This is a genomic window from Vibrio sp. CK2-1 (genome assembly GCF_021726515.1).
Classification (GTDB): domain Bacteria; phylum Pseudomonadota; class Gammaproteobacteria; order Enterobacterales; family Vibrionaceae; genus Vibrio.
The window spans coordinates 763148-784450 of record NZ_JAKKCJ010000002.1; the positions used below are offsets into that span (position 1 = coordinate 763148).

Here is a 21303-nt window from a genome sequence, read left to right on the forward strand (position 1 = left end):
CGAGGGACCGAAAATGGCAGATGAAAACTTTAATGAACCATTCAATCTATTTTACTTTTTAGGCGTGATTGTCGCTTTACTTTTACCTACTCTTCCTGCAACACTTACATGGATTAATCTTTTAAGCCAAAATTAGCGCTTAACCGTCTGTTGTAAGGAATCCAAACCATCATCCGTAAAATGTTACTCAATGCCGTTGGTGGTTTATCTCTGGTGCTCGGTGTGCTTGGGATCTTTCTTCCTTTACTTCCAACCACCCCATTTCTTCTGCTTGCTAGTGCATGTTTTATGCGTAGTAATGAGAAATTTCATTACTGGATCCATCACCATCCGCATTTAGGTCCAATTATTGATAACTGGAATCAGCATCGAGCAGTGAGTGCTGCTATGAAAAAAAGAGGCTATGTGCTATTAGCAATGAGTTTTACTTTCTCATTTGTGATGGTTCCACACTGGTGGCTCAAGCTAGGACTGGTGTTTGGCTTTGCGATTTTGTTTTTTTGCTTCCACCGCTTACCGGTTCATGAGCCAACTTCAAATGTTGCTGATCCTAGTGAAAATCACTAACATACTTGCCATATCCAGCAACGACTTTTTCTGCTGAAGTTATATTAATAATTACCCCAAGCTTTAGTGATGTTATTATCAAGCTAAAGTTTACCTAAGATAAGAATTCTATAATGACTACTGATACTCAATCACTTATTCAAGCGAGCATTAAAACCATTCCTGACTACCCTAAAAAAGGGATATTATTTCGTGACGTAACGAGTTTGATGGAAGACCCGCAAGCTTATCAAGCTACGATCCAGTTGTTGGTTGAAAAATATCAATCAATGGGTTTTACCAAAGTAGTAGGTACGGAAGCTCGAGGATTTTTATTTGGCGCCCCATTAGCGTTGGAGTTAGGTCTTGGTTTTGTGCCTGTTCGCAAACCAGGTAAATTGCCACGTGAAACCGTTTCTCAATCTTATGAGTTAGAGTATGGAACAGATGTTCTTGAAATTCATACCGATGCGATTAAAGCCGGCGATAAAGTATTAGTGGTTGATGATTTGCTTGCAACTGGCGGAACCATTGAGGCGACCGTTAAACTGATTCGCCAATTAGGTGGTGAAGTAACTGATGCAGCTTTTGTGATTAATTTGCCGGAAATCGGCGGTGAAGAAAAATTGAAAGCACTAGGCTTAAATGTGTATAGCATTTGTGAGTTTGCAGGTCACTAAAACCTGAGTGGGGAATATTCTTAATAAACCCACTATTTAACAGTCGGAATGATTGAACCGGAAGATTTGATGAGTTATTTAGCGTTAGCAAGAAAGTGGCGACCAACTAAGTTTGAAAATGTGGTTGGCCAAGGTCATGTAATTACTGCTTTAGAGAATGCCTTAAAGCAGAACCGACTGCATCACGCCTATTTATTCAGCGGAACTCGTGGTGTTGGTAAAACATCGATCGGCCGACTGTTTGCCAAAGGCTTGAATTGTGAAACCGGTATTACCGACAACCCATGTGGTGTGTGTGATAGCTGTGTTGAAATCGATCAAGGTCGTTATGTTGACCTATTGGAAATTGATGCGGCATCTCGTACTAAGGTAGAAGATACCCGTGAGTTACTCGATAACGTTCAATATAAGCCAGCACGTGGGCGCTTTAAAGTGTACCTGATTGATGAAGTACACATGTTATCTCGTCATAGTTTCAATGCATTATTAAAAACACTGGAAGAGCCGCCAGAGTACGTTAAATTCTTATTAGCAACGACCGATCCTCAGAAGCTACCAGTGACGATTCTTTCTCGTTGTTTGCAGTTCCATTTAAAACCGATTAGTTCAGATCAAATTCATGAACAATTAGATTTTGTGTTAGGTGAAGAAAACATCACCTCAGAACCTAGAGCATTAAGTTTGATTGCTCATGCGGCTGATGGAAGTATGCGTGATGCATTAAGTTTATCTGATCAGGCGATTGCCTTAGGAAATGGGCATATTGATAGTGCGACCGTTTCGAACATGCTAGGCACACTGGATACTGAACAAGCGATCTATTTACTTGAGGCGATCAGCAGTAAGCAACCACAAACAGCGATGAACTGCCTTGAGCAACTGGCCGAAAATGGTATTGATTGGGATGGCTTATTTAAAGAGTTAAGTAGTCAGTTACACCGCATTGCTATGTATCAAGCATTACCAGCAAGCTTAAATAAAGAGCAACCTGATGCGGAAAGAGTTGAGCTTTTGAGCCAATCTTTAACGCCTCAAGATGTACAACTTTACTACCAGATGACTTTGAAAGGTCGTCAAGATTTACCATTGTCTCCGAGCGAGAAAATGGCTGCGGAAATGTTAGTGTTGAGAATGCTGGCTTTTAGGCCGGTACAAGCGGCATCTGGTAATTCGATTGTGGCTCCAGCTGCGCAAGCGAAAAGCATTCCGGTGGTTGAATCTGCACCTAGAAATGTGAGTGGAGCACAACACTCTATACCTCAATCGACAACGGATCAGTCTGCGCGTAGTCAGCCAGTAAGCCCACCAGCAGCATCAAGTGTCCCTGTAGCAAATCAAATGGGGGATAGTGATCACTCCGCTGCCAGCCAACCAGCAGCGGAACAACCAAGATACCAACCATCAGGACATCCACAATCAGCCGTTGACAATACTGAGGCATCACAGCAAGCACCTCAAACTCAGCAGCAGTCAGCAGCATCCGCATCCGCTTCACCGTTAACCGGATTGAGACATCAGCTGCGTAGTAAACGTGAAAACTTACGCACTACGCCTACAACTGGGAATGTCCCAACAAAAAAGACTGAAGCGACGTCTGTTAAACCAGTGAAAACATCGGTACTTGACCGTATTGCAAGTAAGCATACGGCCGCCGCGGTTGAAGCTGTGCAGGGGTCGCCAATATCACCAAATGGTACGCCAATCTCTGGAGCTGCAAAACCAGACGATTCGAATGAACCCTATCAGTGGAAGCCAACTCAACCTCAGTCATCGCAGCAAGAAGGCCAAGAGCTAACGCCGACTCAAGTTAAGAAAGCGCTAGAGCATATTAAAACGCCAGAGATGGCAGAAAAACTATTGCATGAAAGTATTGAGCAAAATGAGTGGGCGGCGATCATCGATCAACTCAATACGGCGAAATTGGTACAGCAGCTGGCATTAAACTCCACTTATAGCAAAAATGATCATGTCATTACGTTAGGCTTACGTGCTGAGCAAGCACATTTGAATACCCCAAAGGCGCAAGAGGAGTTGACGGAAGTCTTGTCGCAACATTTTCAGCAAAGTTGCGAATTAGTTATCCAAAATAGCGCTGACGGTATTACGCCGCTTGAACTAAGGGAAAAGCTTTATCAAGAAAAGCTACAGCAAGCATTTGAAAGTCTAGATACTGATCCTAATATCCAATTCTTGCAAAAGCGTTTCGCAGCAGAAATAGATAAAGACAGCGTTAGGCCGATTTAGCGGTCAAATCATGTGCAATTAATTAACAAAACACATTATTAGCTAGAATAGCGAGTTGATTTTTTATCGGTTCGACCCAATAAACTAATAATATCCACAATCATTCTATTTAGATAACAAGCGAGAATAAGCATGTTTGGTAAAGGCGGAATGGGCAACATGATGAAGCAAGCCCAGCAGATGCAAGAGCGTATGCAAAAGCTTCAAGAAGAAATCGCAAATATGGAAATCACTGGTGAATCTGGTGCAGGCCTTGTAAAAGTGACCATTACTGGTAGCCACAGCGTGCGTCGTGTGGAAATCGATGAAAGCTTGATGGAAGACGATAAAGAAATGCTAGAAGATTTGATCGCAGCTGCATTTAATGATGCTGCTCGTCGTGTCGAAGAAACACAAAAAGAAAAAATGGCTTCAGTGACTGGCGGTATGCAATTACCACCAGGTATGAAAATGCCATTTTAATTGAACCAGTAGAGAGACATACATGCGCACAAGCAGTATGCTGGAACAATTAATGGAGGCCTTACGTTGCTTACCTGGGGTTGGCCCCAAGTCGGCTCAGCGTATGGCCTTTCATTTATTGCAGCGTAATAGAAAGGGCGGTTTGCAATTAGCCGAAGCTTTATCTCAAGCAATGACAGAGATCGGTCACTGCGATCAATGCCGAACTTTTACCGAGCAAGATACCTGCCATGTCTGTACCAATCCTAAGCGTCAAGCAAATGGGCAGATCTGTGTAGTAGAAACGCCTGCTGATATTGCTGCAATTGAAGCAACTGGACAATATTCTGGTCGTTATTTTGTTCTGATGGGGCACTTATCGCCACTTGATGGAATTGGACCTAGTGATATTGGTTTAGATTTGCTCGACTACCGCTTAAGTATCGGTGATGTTGAAGAAGTGATTCTTGCGACTAACCCGACTGTAGAAGGGGAAGCGACCGCACATTATATTGCTCAGTTGTGTAGGGCTCATGGCGTTAATGCTAGCCGCATTGCTCATGGTGTGCCTATGGGCGGTGAACTAGAGTTAGTCGATGGCACCACGCTATCTCACTCATTACTTGGTCGACAAAAGTTATAGATTAAATGTAATACTTAAATTCGAAGCTTGATTTTAATGTTGGTGATATCAATATTTTTCGAGTTTCGAGTTTCGAGTTTCGAGTTTCGAGTTTCGAGTTTCGAGTTTCGAGTTACGTCTGATGTTCTAATTCAGTGATAATCTGAAGTGCTTCTTGATTATCATTGCCACAAATCGATATCTCAGCTTTAAATGCATGACATACCTTAGGTCTTTCAGGTTTACCAAACAGCTTGCATAAATTATCTTCATTTAATTGAATACACCGAACACCAGCAGGTTTACCTTTCGGCATACCCGGGATAGGTGATGATATGCTAGGTGCAATGCAACAAGCACCACATCCAAGACGACATTCCATAAAATACATCTCTGTAGTTCAAAAATTGGTCGCAGATAGTAGCAAAATACCCATACAGAAAATAGCATAACTTGAATTTTGTCGGTGATCAGCGTATAAAACGCAGCCTAGATTCTATACAAGTTTAAGCAGGCATATTATGACAACTCCATTTTGGCAAACTAAGTCACTACAACAAATGAGTGAGCAAGAATGGGAGTCACTATGTGATGGTTGCGGTAAATGTTGCCTGCATAAGTTGATGGATGAAGATAGTGATGAAGTTTATTACACCAACGTTGCTTGCAGCTGGCTCAATAGTAAAACATGTGGTTGCAAAGATTACCCAAATCGTTTTGAGTCTGGAGAGGAATGCTTAAAGCTGACTCGTGACAAAATCGATGAGTTTAACTGGTTACCAGAAACCTGTTCATATCGCTTACTCGCAGAAAATAAACCTCTACCTGAGTGGCATCCACTTATTACCGGCTCGAAGTCTGCCATGCATGCAGCAGGGGAAAGTGTACGTAATAAAGTGGTTTATGAAATTGATGTAGTGGACTGGGAAGACCACATTTTGAATCATCCTAATAGATAGCTACCACATATCAATTTCACCTATACATTTATATTTCACATCTTTGTATAGGTTAATATTGCTTTAGATCATTAAATGTTGAGTTTATTTTAAAATAAATTAATTCACCTGAGAGCAATAGCGATTTCTGTTATAATCCCGTCCCCTTATTTATATTCAAGGTTTGCTTGCTAATACTAACTGGTTGTTAGATTTTTAGTCGTGCAGATTTCATGCGTTATATTAAAAAATTGTAGGTATACATTTGTGACAATTAAAAAGAAGCTGACATTATTGCTCAGCGTTATATTCTTATTTTCCTTCTTAAACCTTGGTGTGGTTTATTTATTAGAAGGTAAAAACGCACAAGCATCAGAAGCGGTTACGCATACCAACAAGGTATTATCTACAACTCAAGATCTAATGATTTCCTTACTTGATGTCGAAACGGGCGAGCGTGGATTTCTAGTAACGAAAAATAAGCTCTACTTAGCCCCGTACTTTAGAGCGGTAAAACAGGTAAATGAGCATTTAACTACCTTAGAAAAGAATGTCACAACTGGTGTAGGAGTCGGGCAAGTAAAGTTACTTGAAAACCTACGTACAGCGATTAATAGAAAACTAGAACTCACAAAGCAATCGGTCGATTTAGCTCAATCTGATCCTAAGCAAGCATTGGTTTTAATCAATGGTAACGAAGCAAAAGATCTTATGGATGATATTCGTACTTATTTAACGCGTTTATCTACACAAGAAACTTTAATTCTTGAGCAGCATAAAGCGGATCACCGTGAAGCTAATGCTTATATTAATACCATTATGATTGTTGAGTTTTTAGTACTGGTATTTTTTGCGATTGCGACTTTCTCTGTAGTAAACAAGAGCTTATTTGATCCATTAATTAAATTAGTGAATGCTACTAAGAAAATTGAATCAGGCGAGCGCCAAGTTATTTCTGATTTTCTACCAAAAGATGAAATTGGCTATTTAATGTCAAGCTTTTATGAAATGAGTGAAGTGATCATTGATAGACATGAGCAGTTAGAAGAAAAAGCCAATACCGATGAACTCACTAAAGTAAATAACCGCCTTGGTTTATATAAAGATATTGAATTATCCATTGCGGAATCGAATGTCGAAAATGCAAGCTTGGTTTTATGCTTTATCGATTTAGATGAATTTAAGCAGATGAACGATCGTCTAGGTCATGATTGCGGTGATGAAATGCTTAAAGTAGTCGCAAATCGTTTAAAAGACGCGCTTAGAACCACAGATGCTATTTACCGCTATGGTGGTGATGAGTTTATCGTACTCATGAAAGGGGTGACGAGTGTAGCAACCGCTCACCAGGTGGTCGCAAGATTAATGGAAACCGTTTCTCAGCCTTTCCTATATCAAGGTGAAAAGCTGCCAGTTAACTTTAGTCTTGGTTATGCATTATCACCAGAGCAAGCTACCGATCCGGAAACTTTGATTAGGTATGCTGATACTGCAATGTATCACTCCAAGCGTGAGCGTAAGCAGCAAGCGAAATTCTTTGATGCAAGCATGTTGACTGCTGAAGATCTTAAGAAAAGCTAATTTATTAAGCTAACGATTAAAACATCAATACCTCTGCCCGAAAGCAGGGGTATTTTTTTGCTTGTTACGAACAGTCCGGTTCAGATCTATTTTTAAAGAGTTCGCTAAATGCAGCTTGTTGGTTTTCAGGTTTGATATATCTCACTGGCGGGCTGAGTACTTCGAGTTGGTAATCGTGGCTGTCTTTTACGATAGCATCTACCGGAGTCACAATGACGATATTTAAACTAGGATCAAGCTGCTTTATTTGCGCGGCAGTACCTAGGCCACCTTCGGTATGAAATTTCCCAGCGATATGCACAACGGTCATTTGAGGATGAGCATGTTTATAGCTGACGATACTTTCGGCCATGGTGGCATCCCACGTTAGCTGAGAGGCATACATATTTAAATGCTGACTTGGCTCACCATGATGCATCGAAGCCATAAATTTTTGTTTATAAGGCGAATCACCTAAGTCGATATTGGTTGCCACATAGGTTCGCTTATCTTGAGGTAGTTTCGCTAAGTAGTCTAAGCCATGTTTGCTAATGCAACGAACCATTGGTTTAGGTGCATTGGCGGCAATAATATCTAATTGATTACTTTTCGCCAGTTCGACTAATGGGCGGTAGTCACTCTCATAATTTGGCCATGCTGTGGCTTGCTTGATCAGTGTTTGTTCGCCTATTTCATCATTTAAGTACGAATTAACAACTAACTGGCTATCACGACTAAATTGCTCCATTGATAGTGCGACACTTTGTTTATCTTGAATGAGTTGCTTGAGCGTATCGGTCTGAAACCTGTGGATCCCGGCATGTGTATGCCATTCACCAATTAAGAGCACATCGGCTGTTTGGATATTTTCAGCCCATTGTGACAGTGAAATGTTGTCACCTTGTGGAGTATAGAGCTGATAATCGTAAAAACTGCTGACACTAGTTGAATCATTTTGTGAAGCGGTGAGTGAGCTGCAACCACTGATGAGTGCCAGAGTAAGTAAGCTGAATGCGGATGTCTTTAATCGTTTAGGTAACATGATGATCTCCAATTGATTCCGCATAGTATCGGACAATTTACCTCTCATCAATATTAATGATAATTATTCGTAACTACGGCCGCGTTTTTATTGAGCAATTTAATGATAAATAGTATGAAAAAAGTATTAGAAGAGACGTAGAATAGGGGCTTCAATTAGGAAGTCTCAAATGAAAAAATGGCCATTAGTAGCGTGTGTGTTGTTTTCGCCGATATTGTTTACCAATGTGGCCTCTGCAACGCAGAACACGCAAATAGATTCGTTTTCAAAAGCAAAGCGCTTGCTGATGCAAAACGTTTATAACAAGACAGATATGCGTAATACGGTTTACTGTGACGCAAAGTTTGATGAAAAAAAGCAAGTAACACTACCCCAAGGATTTAATGATTCCTTGTATACCTCACGATCTAAGCGAGTTGAATTCGAGCATATCGTACCGGCTGAAAACTTTGGCCGTGCATTTAAAGAATGGCGAGAAGGGGATGGTCAGTGCGTGAGTAGTAAAGGCAAGCAGTATAAAGGCCGTAAATGTGCAGAAAAAGTGAACCATGAATATCGCTTAATGCAGGCCGATGGCTATAACCTATTTGCGGCAATCGGCAGTGTTAACGCCTACCGTTCTAATTATAATTTTCAGATGATGTCTGGCACCCAAAGTGATTTTGGATCGTGTGATTTTCATGTTGAAGATAGAAAGGCTCAGCCACCGCAACAAGCTCGCGGTTTAATCGCTCGTACTTATTTATATTTTGATGTGACCTACTCACAGTTTCGTTTGAGTAAGCAACAAAAGCAGTTATTTACCGCTTGGGATAAGCAATATCCGGTGAGTGTGTTTGAATGTCAAAAAGCTGAAATAGTAAAAAGCTATCAGCACAACAGTAACCCTATATTAGAAGAGCGTTGTGCTGCTTTGTAGGCCTTAACGTTATTGACGCTAGTTAATCTTGTTTGCGGTAAACTCGTAAAATAAAATCGGCCTCACAGCCAAACTGTGGGGCATTTTTTAATTGTGCTTTTATTTCTTCTGAAGCCTTCCAAGCAAACGGTGTCATCTGGAGTAAATCTTCCGCTTCACTACCTGTCATTGCCATTTCATAATGCAGCTTTTGCTCTTCTAGTAGCGTAAAGCCTGCAATGTTTTCTGGTGACTCATCATGCAATCTCACGTCTTGATAAACCAGTTCTCGCAACTGATATAAATGGCGAGCAGCGGGGGTAACGGTAATGACTAATCCACGGTCTGTCGTCGTTCGTTGCAGCTCTTGATGATCACATGGCGCGTAGATACGTAAAATGGCATCGAGAGAGTGATCCGCAAAGGGTAATCGATGGCTAGAGGCAACACAAAATTGCATTGTTTGATTGCTGTAGCGTTTTGCAGCGTAGCGAATGGCCACTTTAGAAATATCTAACCCATAACAAGTCGCTGCTGAGTTTTGTTGCTGAAGCTGTTGTGCAATGTAATGAGTGTAATAGCCTTCACCGCAACCTATGTCTAGTAATTGATGAGAAGTCTCGACTAGGTGCTTTTGACACAATGCAGCGACCGCTTCACGCATCGGGTGGTATTGCTCAGATGCTAAAAAGCGACGTCTGGCTTGCATCATTTCTGCATTATCACCCGGCTGCTTAGAACGTTTATGCTGTACCGGCATTAGATTTACGTAGCCTTCCTTCGCACGATCAAACTGATGGTTATTAGTGCAAGTAAACCCATTCTGAGTAGCGTTTAGAGTGTGATGGCAAAGAGGGCATTGATAGGTCATACAGGGTCAGTCTTGTTTGTAATTTGGATGCGGAGTATGGCATGGAGTGAATGGGGAAAAAAGGACTAGGCTGAAAAAGTTCCTAGTCCCTAGTTTTTAGTTACTAGATAGAGTCCTACGCTTTCAAGCCTATCTTAGTACTTAGCAAATAACTTTCACCGGGCTCAAGCGTGTGGCCATCTTCAAGCGTTTCAGCATATAAAGTTGACTCTACACATACCATATTGGCATAAGCCTCATCTTTCATGTCTGTCATGCCTTGGGCAAGTTCCCACGGGTTCCAGATGACGGCAGCAGTATCACCTTGATTCTCAACGCTGATAGTACGTTGATTCTGAGGATCTGAAATACAAACTTGTTCGGTTGGGTGGGTGTAAACGCGGTCGACACCGGAAGTGATAGCTAGTGTATCCCCACCTAAGCACATTTTTCCATCTTGTAGTTTGTCGATGTAATGCTCACCCATACCAGTGATTTGTGTGTCTAAGATATTGGCAATGTTGAAGTAGCTGTGCAGAGCACCAGAAAATGCCCATGCATGATCATCGGTATTTTTAATTTCCAGAGTAACTTTAAGTTGCTCTGATACTTCTACATCAAGAAAGGCAGCAAATTGATGAGGCCAAATCGCCAATGTTTCTTTAGAAGGACGAAGACCGAGTCTTAATATGACGCCTTGCTCATTTTCACGGTGTTCAACTAGTTCCCATTCCGATGTGCGACAAAAACCATGTGCAGGTTTAGCAATGCGAGCAAACCATGGCCAACAAACAGGAATGCCGCCACGTAGAGGGGTTTTGCCATCAAAAACAGCATCTTCGCTAGTCCAAATCAGCTCTTCTGAATTCAGAGGTTTAAATGAAATAACATGACCACCAAACAAAGAAATTGCCGCTTCCGCTTTAGCATGTTGAATGCGGATGATTTTTGCTTGGTCTTTTTGGACTACAGTGACGCAGTCTGAGAGAGTACTGATGATAGGTAAATGGGTTAGGTTCATGAATCTGGTCCTCGTAACTAGGGTTTCGTTTCTCGAATGGGCAGTTAACACAGCTCGAGATACGAGCTTTCGATATTCCGAGCAACGTAAAATCAAAAAAGGCGACACAATGGCCGCCTTTTTTATTAGCTTATCTTCAAAAGAAGATCTTGCTTAATGCTTACTTAGAGATGTGAGCGATTAGGTCAAGAACTTTGTTTGAGTAGCCGATTTCGTTGTCGTACCAAGATACAACTTTAACGAATTTGTCGTTAAGTGCGATACCAGCAGCTGCATCGAATACAGAAGTGTTAGTTTCGCCGATGAAATCTTGAGAAACAACAGCATCTTCAGTGTAACCAAGAACGCCAGCTAGTTCGTTTTCAGAAGCACGCTTCATTTCAGCACAGATGTCTGCGTAAGAAGCAGCTTTTTCTAGGTTAACTGTTAGGTCAACTACAGAAACGTTAGCAGTTGGTACGCGGAAAGCCATACCAGTTAGTTTGCCTTGTACTTCAGGAAGTACAACGCCTACTGCTTTAGCAGCACCAGTTGAAGATGGGATGATGTTTTGAGAAGCACCACGACCACCACGCCAGTCTTTCGCAGAAGGACCATCTACAGTTTTTTGAGTCGCTGTAGTTGCGTGAACAGTAGTCATAAGACCAGAGTCAATGCCCCACTTGTCGTTAAGTACTTTAGCGATAGGCGCAAGACAGTTAGTAGTACAAGAAGCGTTAGAAACGATATCTTGACCAGCGTAAGTAGCGTGGTTAACGCCCATTACGAACATTGGAGTTGCGTCTTTAGAAGGACCTGTAAGAACAACTTTCTTAGCACCAGCAGTGATGTGCTTACGTGCAGTCTCGTCAGTTAGGAAAAGACCAGTTGCTTCAGCTACAACGTCAACGTTGATTTCGTTCCACTTAAGATCTTCTGGGTTACGTTCAGCTGTAACACGTACAGTTTTACCGTTAACGATTAGGTTACCGTCTTTTACTTCAACAGTACCGTTGAAACGACCGTGAGTTGAATCGTACTTAAGCATGTATGCCATGTACTCAACATCGATAAGGTCGTTGATGCCAACAACTTCGATGTTGTCACGCTCAACAGAAGCACGGAAAACGAAACGTCCAATACGGCCAAAACCGTTAATACCTACTTTGATAGTCATTGTAGTTGCTCCACAACTTAATTTCAGATTAAAGATAACTGGTAGTAAAATTACAGAAGCCAGTTACATCCTGCAAGGCATAATCGGTGTTTACTTGTTTAAAGTCAAAAAAAAGAGTTACTTTCTTTCTGAATTCTCGTAAATCGATTAATTCATACCCAGTAGGTATGTTTCTGATTCCATTACGACCAATTTGGAAACATTGAGACTATGAACCATAGTTTCCCGTGATTCAAGTCACTATTTTAAACTGTGGGAAAGTATGTGCCACATTATGGGTAATTGGCAAGTTTTTGTTCAAAACAATCAATGGTAAAGTAGTGTAATAATTTTGCTTTAATGATGATTGACTTTTGCAGTGAATAATAATGAGGTCGTTGTGAAAAAGACGGATAAAGAATGGAAAACATCCCTAACAGAAGAACAATATAGAGTCTGTCGTCTTGGGGGAACGGAAGCGCCATACTCAGGTACTTTGCTTCATAATAAAGAAACAGGCACTTATCAGTGTACTTGTTGCCAAGCCGATTTATTTGCCTCGGATGATAAATTTGATTCTGGCTGTGGTTGGCCAAGTTTTGATAAACCTATCTCAAAAAACGCGATTAAATATTTAAAAGACAATAGTCATGGAATGATTCGAACTGAAATCCGTTGTGCGCAATGTGATAGTCATTTAGGACATGTGTTTTTAGATGGTCCTCAAGAAACAACCGGTCAGCGTTTTTGTGTGAATTCGGTATCGTTGGTTTTTAATCGTTAAGCTGTATTTAAGCGAAGGCACTAGATATGTTGTCGCTACAATTCGAAAGGAATAAGAATATGAATGTTGAACAGTTGCTGAATGCGATGACACCGGAAGTGTTCGAGCGTTTAAACTATGCCATTGAAACAGGCCGCTGGTTAGACGGCTCGCCAATCACCAAAGAGCAGCGCGATTCATGTATGCAAGCGGTGATGCTATATCAATCAAAGCACAACCATGATTCCCAACATATGTCGGTCGCCGCAGGCGGTGAAGTGACGTTCAAATCGAAAGCCGAACTTAAAAAGCAGTTTTCAGAAGCGGAAGAAGATATTTTGCGAGTGAAGGTGGAGAATTAGTATAAGTTCCTAGTTTTGAAGGAGCCGGGGCTCGTTTCTCGGGCGCTTTACTTCTCGTTGCTCGAATTATCTTTTCCGAGCAACGAGTAACGAGAACCCGAGTGACGCTTATAAACTCATCTCACCACGCAATACTTGCTTCATCTGAGATTTAATTTCTTCGTAGCTTAGTTCTTTACTCAGTAGGTAGTGTAGTTTCGCTAGAGCTGCTTCATGTGTCATGTCATAACCACTAATCACACCTGCTTCCGCTAAAGATACACCAGTCGCGTAACCATCCATATTTACTTTGCCAGTTAAACACTGAGTTAGGTTCACGACTATCACACCACGCTCTGATGCTTCTTTTAGATGACCGAGCATTTCTTTGTTTTGTGGAGCGTTGCCCACACCGAAGGTTAATAAGATCATCGCATTAACAGGTTGACGCAACGTGTTGCGAATCACTTCATGCGAGATCCCAGGGTACATGGTGATCACGCCAATCGGCTGTGGCGTGATGGTGTGCACTCTAAATTCACCTTCTGGTTTTTTATCAATTAAGTCTGGATTACTGACTTGAATGTTGATCCCTGCCTCAAGCAAATGCGGCATATTCGGTGATGTGAAAGCATTAAAGCCATCAGCACGCGATTTAGTACTGCGGTTACCGCGCATCAACTGGTTATTAAAGAATAACGTCACTTCATTGATTGGGTAGTTTGCCGCAATGTGCAGGGCATTTAATAAGTTGGCTTGGCCATCTGAACGCAGCTCTGCTAATGGAATTTGAGAGCCGGTGACAATGACTGGCTTGCCAAGGTTTTCAAACATGAAAGATAAAGCCGAAGCCGTGTATGCCATGGTATCGGTGCCGTGCAGAATCACGAAACCATCGTATTTGTCATAGTTGGCTTTAATGTCATCAGCGATATGTTGCCAGTCATTTGGCGTCATATCCGAAGAATCCATTAGTGGAGAATATTCATGTACGGTGAAAAGCGGCATTTCTTCGCGGTGGAACTCTGGCATGGCTTGTAGCTGTTGAGTCATAAAGCCATCGGCAGGAATATAGCCATGAGAAGAACGCTTCATGCCGATTGTGCCGCCAGTGTAGGCGATGTAGATATGTTTTCTAGTCATAATTTTAGGGTATCGTTTGTAGGAACAGACAGGTGGCGGATTATAGCGATAATTCACTGCATACCCAAGCGACTTCCATTGGTCGAGAATTAGAAATTGTATATAGAGAAATGAAAAAACCAGCGATAGGTCATCGCTGGTTTTGGGTTGATGAGTACTTTAAAAGTCGTTAGTTAGCTTGGCAAGTTAAACAAAACGAATAGTAACCTTTCGGATCGTTTAAGCTATTTAGCAGGTCAGCACTTTGCGCCATTTGTGCTGCCGCTGGTTTGAGTGAATCTGGCAGCCATTTGTTTAATGGGTTACCAATTGATGCATCCATTGAGCTAAACAGATCTTGCAACATTTGCTGTGTTGGCGTTAGAGGCTTATCTATCCAAGTTAATTTATAGCTATCAATCTTCGCCAGTTTTGCGGCTTCATTAATGGCATCATCAAAATCGCCCATTTGATCGACTAAGCCACGTTTCATCGCATCTTGCCCAGTCCATACTCGGCCTTGAGCAATTTTATCGACATCGGCAACTTTAATACCGCGGTTCTTACCAACGAGTGAAATAAAGCGATGGTAACCATGTTCAATTCCCATTTGCATGGCTTCAGAAGCGCCTTTCGATAAACCATTGGTCAGGCCAACACCAGAGAATGGACTCGTGCCGATACCATCTGTATTGACGCCAAGTTTACTTAAGCCTTTTTCAAAGGTAGTGATAATGCCAAAAATACCAATGGAACCGGTAAGGGTAGTTGGCTGGGCAATGATTTTATCTGCGCTCATTGAGATCCAGTAACCGCCAGAAGCTGCAAGGCTAGACATAGAAACCACAACCGGTTTACCCGCTTGCTTTAACGCTTCAATTTCATTACGAATAATCTCAGAGGCAAAGGCGCTACCACCTGGGCTGTCTACACGTAATACAACCGCTTTAATATTGTCGTCTAGGCGAGCTTGTCGTAATAGGCGCGCCATGGAATCTCCACCAACACTACCTTTAGGTTGGTCGCCATCTAAAATCGTGCCGCTTGCGACCACGACTGCCACTTTATCAGCGGTAGTGACGATAGGCTGTGTGACTTTTTCTTTATAGCGATAATAGCTAATGCCGTTATAGCCATTTTTCTCTGTGCCACCGAATTTAGAACGCATGAAGCTCATCGCTTGTTGGCGAGTCATCAATTGATCGACTAAGCCGACTTGTTTCGATAGTTTCGCTAAATCGCCATCAACACTTTTCATCTTCGCCAAAAACTCATCCATGCTTGGAGTTATAGCTTTAGCATCGATTTTTCTATTGTGCGAAACATCATCAATATAAGCCCCCCATAATTGGGTTAACCATGCAGTTGCTGATTCTTTGGCTGCCGGTGACATATCATTACGAATGAAAGGTTCTACCGCCGATTTGTAAGTCCCTACGCGGAAAACATGGGTGGTGACATCCAGCTTTTCTAATAGATCTTTATAATAAAGCGTATAAGCGCCATAGCCTTTAAGAAGAACCGCACCGTCTGGAGAAAGGAACACTTTATCGGCATAGCTCGCTAGGTAGTACTGGCTTTGATTGTAAAAGTCACCATAAGCATAAATAGGCTTGCCAGTTGCTTTAAATTCGCTAATCGCTTTGGCGATGTACCTAAGCTTGGTGAGATTGGTTTCTGGCATTTGTTTTAGGTTCAGCACTAAGCCAGGCACAGAATTGTCCGCAGCAGCAAAGCGAATGGTTGAAACGATATCGTAGAGTACGTTCTCTTTCGGTAGGTCTTTATCAAACAAAGTGCCCGATAAGGAATCAAAAGGGTTAACGTAAGAACGTTGTTCGACAATCGGCCCTTCTAAATTGAGCACCAATGCCTCTTTTTTAGGCGTGTCTGCTTGCTCTGAAGTTGGATCTTGTTGTGGGAAAAAAGAGAAGTAGGCAAGAACCAAAACACCAATAAATAAAAGGTTGAGTAAGGCGACACGTAGGAAGGAGATAAACTTCCATAAGCCTTTAAAGATCGCCGCAATAAAGCAAAATAGTTTTTTCATATTTCTGTCCAGTTAAACATGATCAATAACTTATCGGAGCAATGTACCATAAGCTGAACTAAGAGTGTTGTCTCATCATTTGTTAAACACAAGATTCATCTAAAATTTTTCTGAGCATCATCAGTTTTTTCGTAGCTACATCTATTTTAAGAAATAAGATGCGGAAAATTGAGCTAGGTTGCAAAAATGTAAACAGATGTTTGAATGCTGGTGTTAGAGGCGATAGTGTGGTCGGACCATATAATAACAACTAGACTCACAGGTGAGAGCATGTACCCACATTTATTAGCGCCACTAGACCTTGGATTTACTCAATTACGTAATCGCGTATTAATGGGCTCAATGCATACTGGCTTAGAAGAAGAGCGTGGCGAGCTAAAAAAACTCGCGGCCTTCTATGAAGAACGTGCGAAAGGTGGTGTGGGTTTAATTGTGACTGGTGGGTTCTCACCAAACTTAAGAGGTCGCTTAGCACCGTTTAGTGCCCAATTAAGCACCTCGTCTCATGCTAAAAAACACCGTGTTGTTACCGAAGCCGTTCATAAGCACGGTGGTAAAATCGCGCTGCAAATTCTTCATGCGGGTCGTTATGCAATGCACCCGTTTTCACAAAGTGCTACAGCTACTCGTGCGCCTATCTCTAAATTTACTCCGTGTAAAATGAGCGCTAGGCAAATTCGTAATACCATTGATGATTTTGCTAACACCGCCTATCTAGCCCAAACCGCTGGTTATGATGGCGTGGAAGTTATGGGTTCGGAAGGCTATTTAATCAATCAGTTCATTTGCCAGAGAACAAACCAACGTGGTGATGAATGGGGCGGCAGTTACCAAAACCGTATTCGTTTCGCTTTGGAAATTGTGAAATCGATTAGAGAAAAAGTCGGTAGTGAATTCATTATCATCTTTCGTTTATCCATGCTGGATTTAGTTGAGCAAGGCAGTACGTTTGATGAAGTTGTCGAGCTTGCCAAGGCATTAGAACAAGCGGGCGTTACTTTAATTAATACCGGCATTGGTTGGCATGAAGCTCGTATTCCAACTATTGCAACTCAGGTACCTCGCGCGGCATTTAGCTGGGTAACTGAAAAAGTTAAACCGCATTTATCGATTCCAGTGATCACCTGTAACCGGATTAATACCCCAGAAGTGGCGGAGAATATTCTGTCTCAAGGGCATGCCGATATGGTGTCGATGGCACGTCCTTTCTTAGCCGATCCTGACTTTGTAAATAAAGCTGCTGAGCAGAAATCCAAGCTGATTAATACCTGTATTGGCTGTAACCAAGCCTGTCTTGATAATATTTTCAAAGGAAAAACGGCGAGCTGCCTAGTTAACCCAAGAGCTTGCCATGAAACTGAAATGCCAATTATAGCGACCACAACCCAAAAGCGTGTCGCGGTGATTGGTGCAGGGCCTGCCGGTTTAGCATGTGCAACCATTGCGGCAGAGCGTGGTCATCAAGTGGATTTATTTGAGAAAAATGATCGAATTGGTGGCCAGTTCCGTCTGGCGATGCAAATTCCCGGTAAAGAAGAATTTCGAGAAACGATTCGTTATTTTGCCAACCGAATAGAAGAAACCGGCGTGAACTTAAAGCTCGATACTGAAGTAAGTTTTGATGATATTGCCGACTACGATGAAGTGGTTATGGCCTCTGGCGTTAAACCAAGAGTGCTGGATTTAGAAGGGATGAAAGATAATCCAAAAGTTATCGACTACCAAACCTTGATCCGTGAAAAAACAGCACTAGGCGATAAAGTGGCGATCATTGGTGCTGGTGGTATTGGCGTGGATGTCGCGAGCATGATCACCGAGCCAGAGCAGCATAGCATCAGCGATTGGTTGGATGATTGGGGCATTGATCAAAATCTTAAAATGGCGGGTGGTTTAATGCCATTACCAGAAAGCCTTAGTGATAAAGAAGTGTGGTTAATGCAACGTCGTCAAGGCCGTGTCGGCAAGGGGCCGGGGAAAACCACAGGTTGGATCCACCGTGCTACGTTGCAAAAACGCGGCGTTAACTTGATGGGGGGCGTTGCTTATCAAAAAGTCAGTGAGCAAGGCTTGCACATTACGCTAAATGAAAAAGAAACCTTACTTGATGCAGATAATATTATTGTTTGCGCAGGGCAAGTCTCGGTACGCCCATTTGAAGAACAGTGGCAATTACTCAATGGTAAATTACATGTAATTGGTGGCGCAGACGTTGCAGGTGAATTAGATGCGGTACGCGCGATTCGTCAAGGGACTAAGGTTGCGATGTCATTATAATTTAGTTTTTCTGCCTACATGAATTGTTGAAATTGTAATGAGAATCATAGCCAAGTCATGACGATTTGATTATGATTCTCATTCTTTATATCAAGCCGTAGGGATAGTTATGCAAGCATTGGATTTATTATTAGAGCGCCGTTCAATTGCTAATCTCGTAGAACCAGCACCGGAAGGGAAAGCGTTAGAAAACATTATTAAAGCAGGGCTGAGAGCGCCGGATCATGGCAACCTGACACCTTGGCGTTTTGTGATTGCTCAAGGTGAAGGTTTACGTAAATTAGCCGATATTCTGGTTCATGCTGCTGAAGTGAATCAAAGCTCTGATGCGGTGATTGAAAAATTAAAGAAAGCGCCATTTCGTGCACCTATGGTGATCACTGTGATCGCTAAAGTGAAAGAGCATGAAAAAGTGCCAGCGTTAGAACAATATTTATCGGCAGGTTGCGCTGCACAAGCAATGCAAATGGCTGCTGTTGCACAAGGCTTTCAAGGATTTTGGCGTTCGGGCGAATGGATGTTCCACCAAGAAGTTCATCAAGCATTTGGTTTAGAAGGTGAAGATCAAATCGTTGGTTTTTTATACTTAGGTACGCCAGGTTGCTCTGCGATGAAAGTGCCAGAGCGCAACATCGGTGATTATGTTTCATACCTATAAACGCACCATAGGTTAAATACTGTATAAATTAACAGTTTTTGGTTGATTTTTAAGGGCGACATTCGATAATGTGGCCCTTTGTTTTTGGTGATACGGAAAAATTGTGCGTTTATTTATTGCGGAAAAACCAAGCCTAGGGCGAGCGATAGCCTCAGCGTTACCTAAACCTCATAAAAATGAGCAAGGTTATATCCGCTGCGGCAATGGTGATATTGTCACTTGGTGTATTGGTCACTTGCTCGAACAAGTTGAGCCGGATGCCTACGATGACCGCTATAAAAAATGGAACCTTGCCGATTTACCGATAATTCCTGAACAGTGGCAACTGCGTCCTCGTGCAGCAGCTAAAAAACAACTCTCGGTTATCAAACAACTCTTTAAGCAAAAGCCAGATTTAGTCAATGCGGGCGATCCGGATCGAGAAGGGCAATTACTGGTGGATGAAGTAATTGACTACCTCAAAGCCAGCAAAGCACAAAAACAAACCGCGCAACGCTTATTGGTTAATGATTTGAACTTACCCGCGGTAAAACGCGCATTAACTCAAATGCGTTCTAACCAAGAATTCATTCCACTTTCCATTTCTGCTTTGGCGCGCTCTCGTGCCGATTGGCTATATGGCATGAATATGTCTCGCGCTTATACCTTACTTGGGCAAAAAGCCGGCTATCAAGGCGTATTATCGGTTGGTCGAGTACAAACGCCAGTCTTGGGTTTAGTAGTGCGTCGAGATGAAGAAATTGAGAATTTTATTCCACGAGATTATTTCTCTCTGCATGCTTTAATTCCATATCAAAATGGAGCAGATTCATTTGATATTCGCGCCAAGTGGAAGCCAAGTGAAGCAATTAAACCTTGGCAAGATGAAGAAGGCCGAGTGCTTAATCGTAAGTTGGTCGAAAATGTTGCTGAGCGAATAAAAGGTCAGCCAGCAACCGTAAAAAACTCCGAGCAAAAACAAACCAAACAAGCGCCTCCTTTGCCTTATTCGTTATCCGCATTGCAAATAGATGCCGCTCGTCGCTTTCAAATGAGTGCTCAAGATGTCTTGAATGTATGTCAGTCTTTGTATGAAAAGCACAAACTGATCACGTATCCACGTTCAGATAGCCGATACTTACCGAAAGAGCATTTCGCGCAAGCTCCGGCGGTAACAGCTGCGATTAGTCAAAATGATAAGCAGTTGGCAAGTGCCGTTGATAATGCGGATTTAACCCTAAAATCTAAAGCATGGAATGACAGTAAAGTGGATGCTCACCACGCGATTATTCCGACACCGAAAAAGATGTCGAGCAATGGTTTATCCGGGCATGAAGCGAAAATCTACCAATTGATCGCAAGGCAATATTTAATGCAGTTTTATCCTGCTGCCGTCTATGCTGAATCAAAACTAGAGTTTGATATTGCTGGTGGTTTATTTATCGCAAAAGGTCGAGTACTCGTCTCCGCAGGCTGGAAAAGCCTACTGCCCGCGGGGAAAGCTGCTCAAGTTGAAGAGGATGAGGCCGACCTTGTACCTGCATTACAACAAGGTGAAGTACTCACTTGTCGTGAAGGTGAAATAAAAGATCATAAAACCGAGCCGCCTCGTCATTTCACCGAATCCACATTACTACAAGCAATGACTGGAATAGCGCGCTTTGTCGCGGATAAAAACTTAAAGAAAATACTGCGTGAAACGGATGGCCTAGGAACGGAAGCCACACGAGCTGGCATATTAGATACCTTATTTAAAAGGCAGTTGTTAGTACGTCAAGGGCGAAATATTCTAAGCAGTGAGGCGGGTAGAGGGTTAATCCATGCTTTGCCATCAGAGTCGACTTATCCTGATATGACCGCTCATTGGGAGCACCAACTCCAAGCGATGGCTGAAAAACAGCAACCTTATGCGCCTTTTATGCAAAGTTTAGAGCAGCAGATCAGCACGATTATCAATAAAGTTCAAAACTCTGGCGTGCCATCTTCATTGCGAGATCTACCACAAGTCGAGCGGAAACCATTTAAAAAGCGTAGTTTTAGAAAATCACCCACCAAGAAAACGGCTTCGAAAAAGCCAAGCGGGAAGTAAAGCGTTCTGATATAACTATTATTAGTAATGGTTGGTATTAAATGATTGAG

General features: G+C 42.2%; 22 protein-coding genes. 15 read left to right on the plus strand and 7 right to left on the minus strand.

What is annotated here, in order from left to right:
• The first annotated feature begins 13 nt into the window (after positions 1-13).
• The 6 genes from L3V25_RS16510 (at position 14) to recR (ending at position 4554) form a co-directional block, all read left to right on the plus strand.
• Positions 14-136: a hypothetical protein gene (locus tag L3V25_RS16510; RefSeq protein WP_027697393.1), complete on the plus strand. Its 123-nt coding sequence runs from the start codon at positions 14-16 to the stop codon at positions 134-136.
• A gap of 44 nt (positions 137-180) precedes the next feature.
• A complete protein-coding gene (locus L3V25_RS08435; protein ID WP_144388551.1) occupies positions 181-567 on the plus strand; it encodes a YbaN family protein in 387 nt (128 codons plus the stop codon).
• Between the two features lie 113 nt (positions 568-680).
• Positions 681-1226, plus strand: coding sequence for an adenine phosphoribosyltransferase (apt, locus tag L3V25_RS08440; RefSeq protein ID WP_089122601.1), 546 nt, complete (start codon positions 681-683; stop codon positions 1224-1226).
• Positions 1227-1295: 69 nt separating this feature from the next.
• Positions 1296-3470, plus strand: a complete 2175-nt coding sequence (dnaX, locus tag L3V25_RS08445; RefSeq protein ID WP_237294996.1) for a DNA polymerase III subunit gamma/tau — start codon at positions 1296-1298, stop codon at positions 3468-3470.
• 132 nt (positions 3471-3602) lie between these two features.
• On the plus strand, positions 3603-3932 hold the full coding sequence (locus tag L3V25_RS08450) for a YbaB/EbfC family nucleoid-associated protein (protein WP_027697389.1): 330 nt from the start codon (positions 3603-3605) through the stop codon (positions 3930-3932).
• A 22-nt stretch (positions 3933-3954) separates the two neighbouring features.
• Positions 3955-4554: a recombination mediator RecR gene (recR, locus tag L3V25_RS08455; protein WP_237294926.1), complete on the plus strand. Its 600-nt coding sequence runs from the start codon at positions 3955-3957 to the stop codon at positions 4552-4554.
• 112 nt (positions 4555-4666) lie between these two features.
• Here the strand turns inward: recR and L3V25_RS08460 are convergent, their stop codons facing one another.
• The gene (locus L3V25_RS08460) at positions 4667-4915 is read right to left on the minus strand and encodes a YkgJ family cysteine cluster protein (RefSeq protein ID WP_144388549.1); all 249 of its coding nucleotides are present in this window, start codon (positions 4913-4915) and stop codon (positions 4667-4669) included.
• 139 nt (positions 4916-5054) lie between these two features.
• Here L3V25_RS08460 and L3V25_RS08465 point away from each other — a divergent pair, with 139 nt between their 5' ends.
• Complete coding sequence (locus L3V25_RS08465) at positions 5055-5492, plus strand: YcgN family cysteine cluster protein (RefSeq protein WP_237294927.1); 438 nt, start codon at positions 5055-5057, stop codon at positions 5490-5492.
• A 246-nt stretch (positions 5493-5738) separates the two neighbouring features.
• Positions 5739-7052: a diguanylate cyclase gene (locus L3V25_RS08470; protein WP_237294928.1), complete on the plus strand. Its 1314-nt coding sequence runs from the start codon at positions 5739-5741 to the stop codon at positions 7050-7052.
• A 64-nt stretch (positions 7053-7116) separates the two neighbouring features.
• On the opposite strand, the gene L3V25_RS08475 is transcribed toward L3V25_RS08470, so the two are convergent.
• Entirely contained in the window at positions 7117-8073 is a 957-nt protein-coding gene (locus tag L3V25_RS08475) for a ChaN family lipoprotein (RefSeq protein ID WP_237294929.1), read from the minus strand.
• Between the two features lie 169 nt (positions 8074-8242).
• Between L3V25_RS08475 and L3V25_RS08480 the strand changes: the two genes are divergently transcribed.
• Positions 8243-8992 (plus strand): endonuclease, encoded by a 750-nt coding sequence (locus tag L3V25_RS08480; protein ID WP_237294930.1) that lies wholly within the window; start codon positions 8243-8245, stop codon positions 8990-8992.
• A gap of 22 nt (positions 8993-9014) precedes the next feature.
• On the opposite strand, the gene rlmA is transcribed toward L3V25_RS08480, so the two are convergent.
• From rlmA to gap, 3 genes are all read right to left on the minus strand, one after another.
• A complete protein-coding gene (gene rlmA, locus L3V25_RS08485; protein WP_237294931.1) occupies positions 9015-9842 on the minus strand; it encodes a 23S rRNA (guanine(745)-N(1))-methyltransferase in 828 nt (275 codons plus the stop codon).
• 115 nt (positions 9843-9957) lie between these two features.
• On the minus strand, positions 9958-10842 hold the full coding sequence (locus L3V25_RS08490; protein ID WP_237294932.1) for a D-hexose-6-phosphate mutarotase: 885 nt from the start codon (positions 10840-10842) through the stop codon (positions 9958-9960).
• Between the two features lie 160 nt (positions 10843-11002).
• Entirely contained in the window at positions 11003-11998 is a 996-nt protein-coding gene (gene gap, locus L3V25_RS08495; protein WP_237294933.1) for a type I glyceraldehyde-3-phosphate dehydrogenase, read from the minus strand.
• Positions 11999-12377: 379 nt separating this feature from the next.
• Between gap and msrB the strand changes: the two genes are divergently transcribed.
• Complete coding sequence (gene msrB, locus L3V25_RS08500) at positions 12378-12761, plus strand: peptide-methionine (R)-S-oxide reductase MsrB (RefSeq protein WP_237294934.1); 384 nt, start codon at positions 12378-12380, stop codon at positions 12759-12761.
• Positions 12762-12820: 59 nt separating this feature from the next.
• On the plus strand, positions 12821-13102 hold the full coding sequence (locus L3V25_RS08505; RefSeq protein WP_237294935.1) for a DUF1315 family protein: 282 nt from the start codon (positions 12821-12823) through the stop codon (positions 13100-13102).
• 108 nt (positions 13103-13210) lie between these two features.
• Here L3V25_RS08505 and ansA read toward each other — a convergent pair whose 3' ends face one another.
• Positions 13211-14224, minus strand: a complete 1014-nt coding sequence (ansA, locus tag L3V25_RS08510; protein ID WP_237294936.1) for an asparaginase — start codon at positions 14222-14224, stop codon at positions 13211-13213.
• A 32-nt stretch (positions 14225-14256) separates the two neighbouring features.
• Here ansA and L3V25_RS08515 point away from each other — a divergent pair, with 32 nt between their 5' ends.
• The gene (locus tag L3V25_RS08515) at positions 14257-14397 is read left to right on the plus strand and encodes a hypothetical protein (protein WP_237294937.1); all 141 of its coding nucleotides are present in this window, start codon (positions 14257-14259) and stop codon (positions 14395-14397) included.
• Here L3V25_RS08515 and sppA read toward each other — a convergent pair.
• Entirely contained in the window at positions 14394-16253 is a 1860-nt protein-coding gene (gene sppA, locus L3V25_RS08520) for a signal peptide peptidase SppA (protein ID WP_237294938.1), read from the minus strand. The genes L3V25_RS08515 and sppA overlap by 4 nt on opposite strands.
• A gap of 270 nt (positions 16254-16523) precedes the next feature.
• On the opposite strand from sppA, the gene L3V25_RS08525 reads away from it, so the two are divergent.
• The 3 genes from L3V25_RS08525 (at position 16524) to L3V25_RS08535 (ending at position 21253) form a co-directional block, all read left to right on the plus strand.
• Positions 16524-18527, plus strand: a complete 2004-nt coding sequence (locus L3V25_RS08525; protein ID WP_237294939.1) for an NADPH-dependent 2,4-dienoyl-CoA reductase — start codon at positions 16524-16526, stop codon at positions 18525-18527.
• Positions 18528-18636: 109 nt separating this feature from the next.
• Positions 18637-19185, plus strand: a complete 549-nt coding sequence (locus L3V25_RS08530) for an NAD(P)H nitroreductase (protein WP_237294940.1) — start codon at positions 18637-18639, stop codon at positions 19183-19185.
• 100 nt (positions 19186-19285) lie between these two features.
• A complete protein-coding gene (locus L3V25_RS08535; RefSeq protein ID WP_237294997.1) occupies positions 19286-21253 on the plus strand; it encodes a DNA topoisomerase III in 1968 nt (655 codons plus the stop codon).
• The last annotated feature ends 50 nt before the right edge of the window (positions 21254-21303 follow it).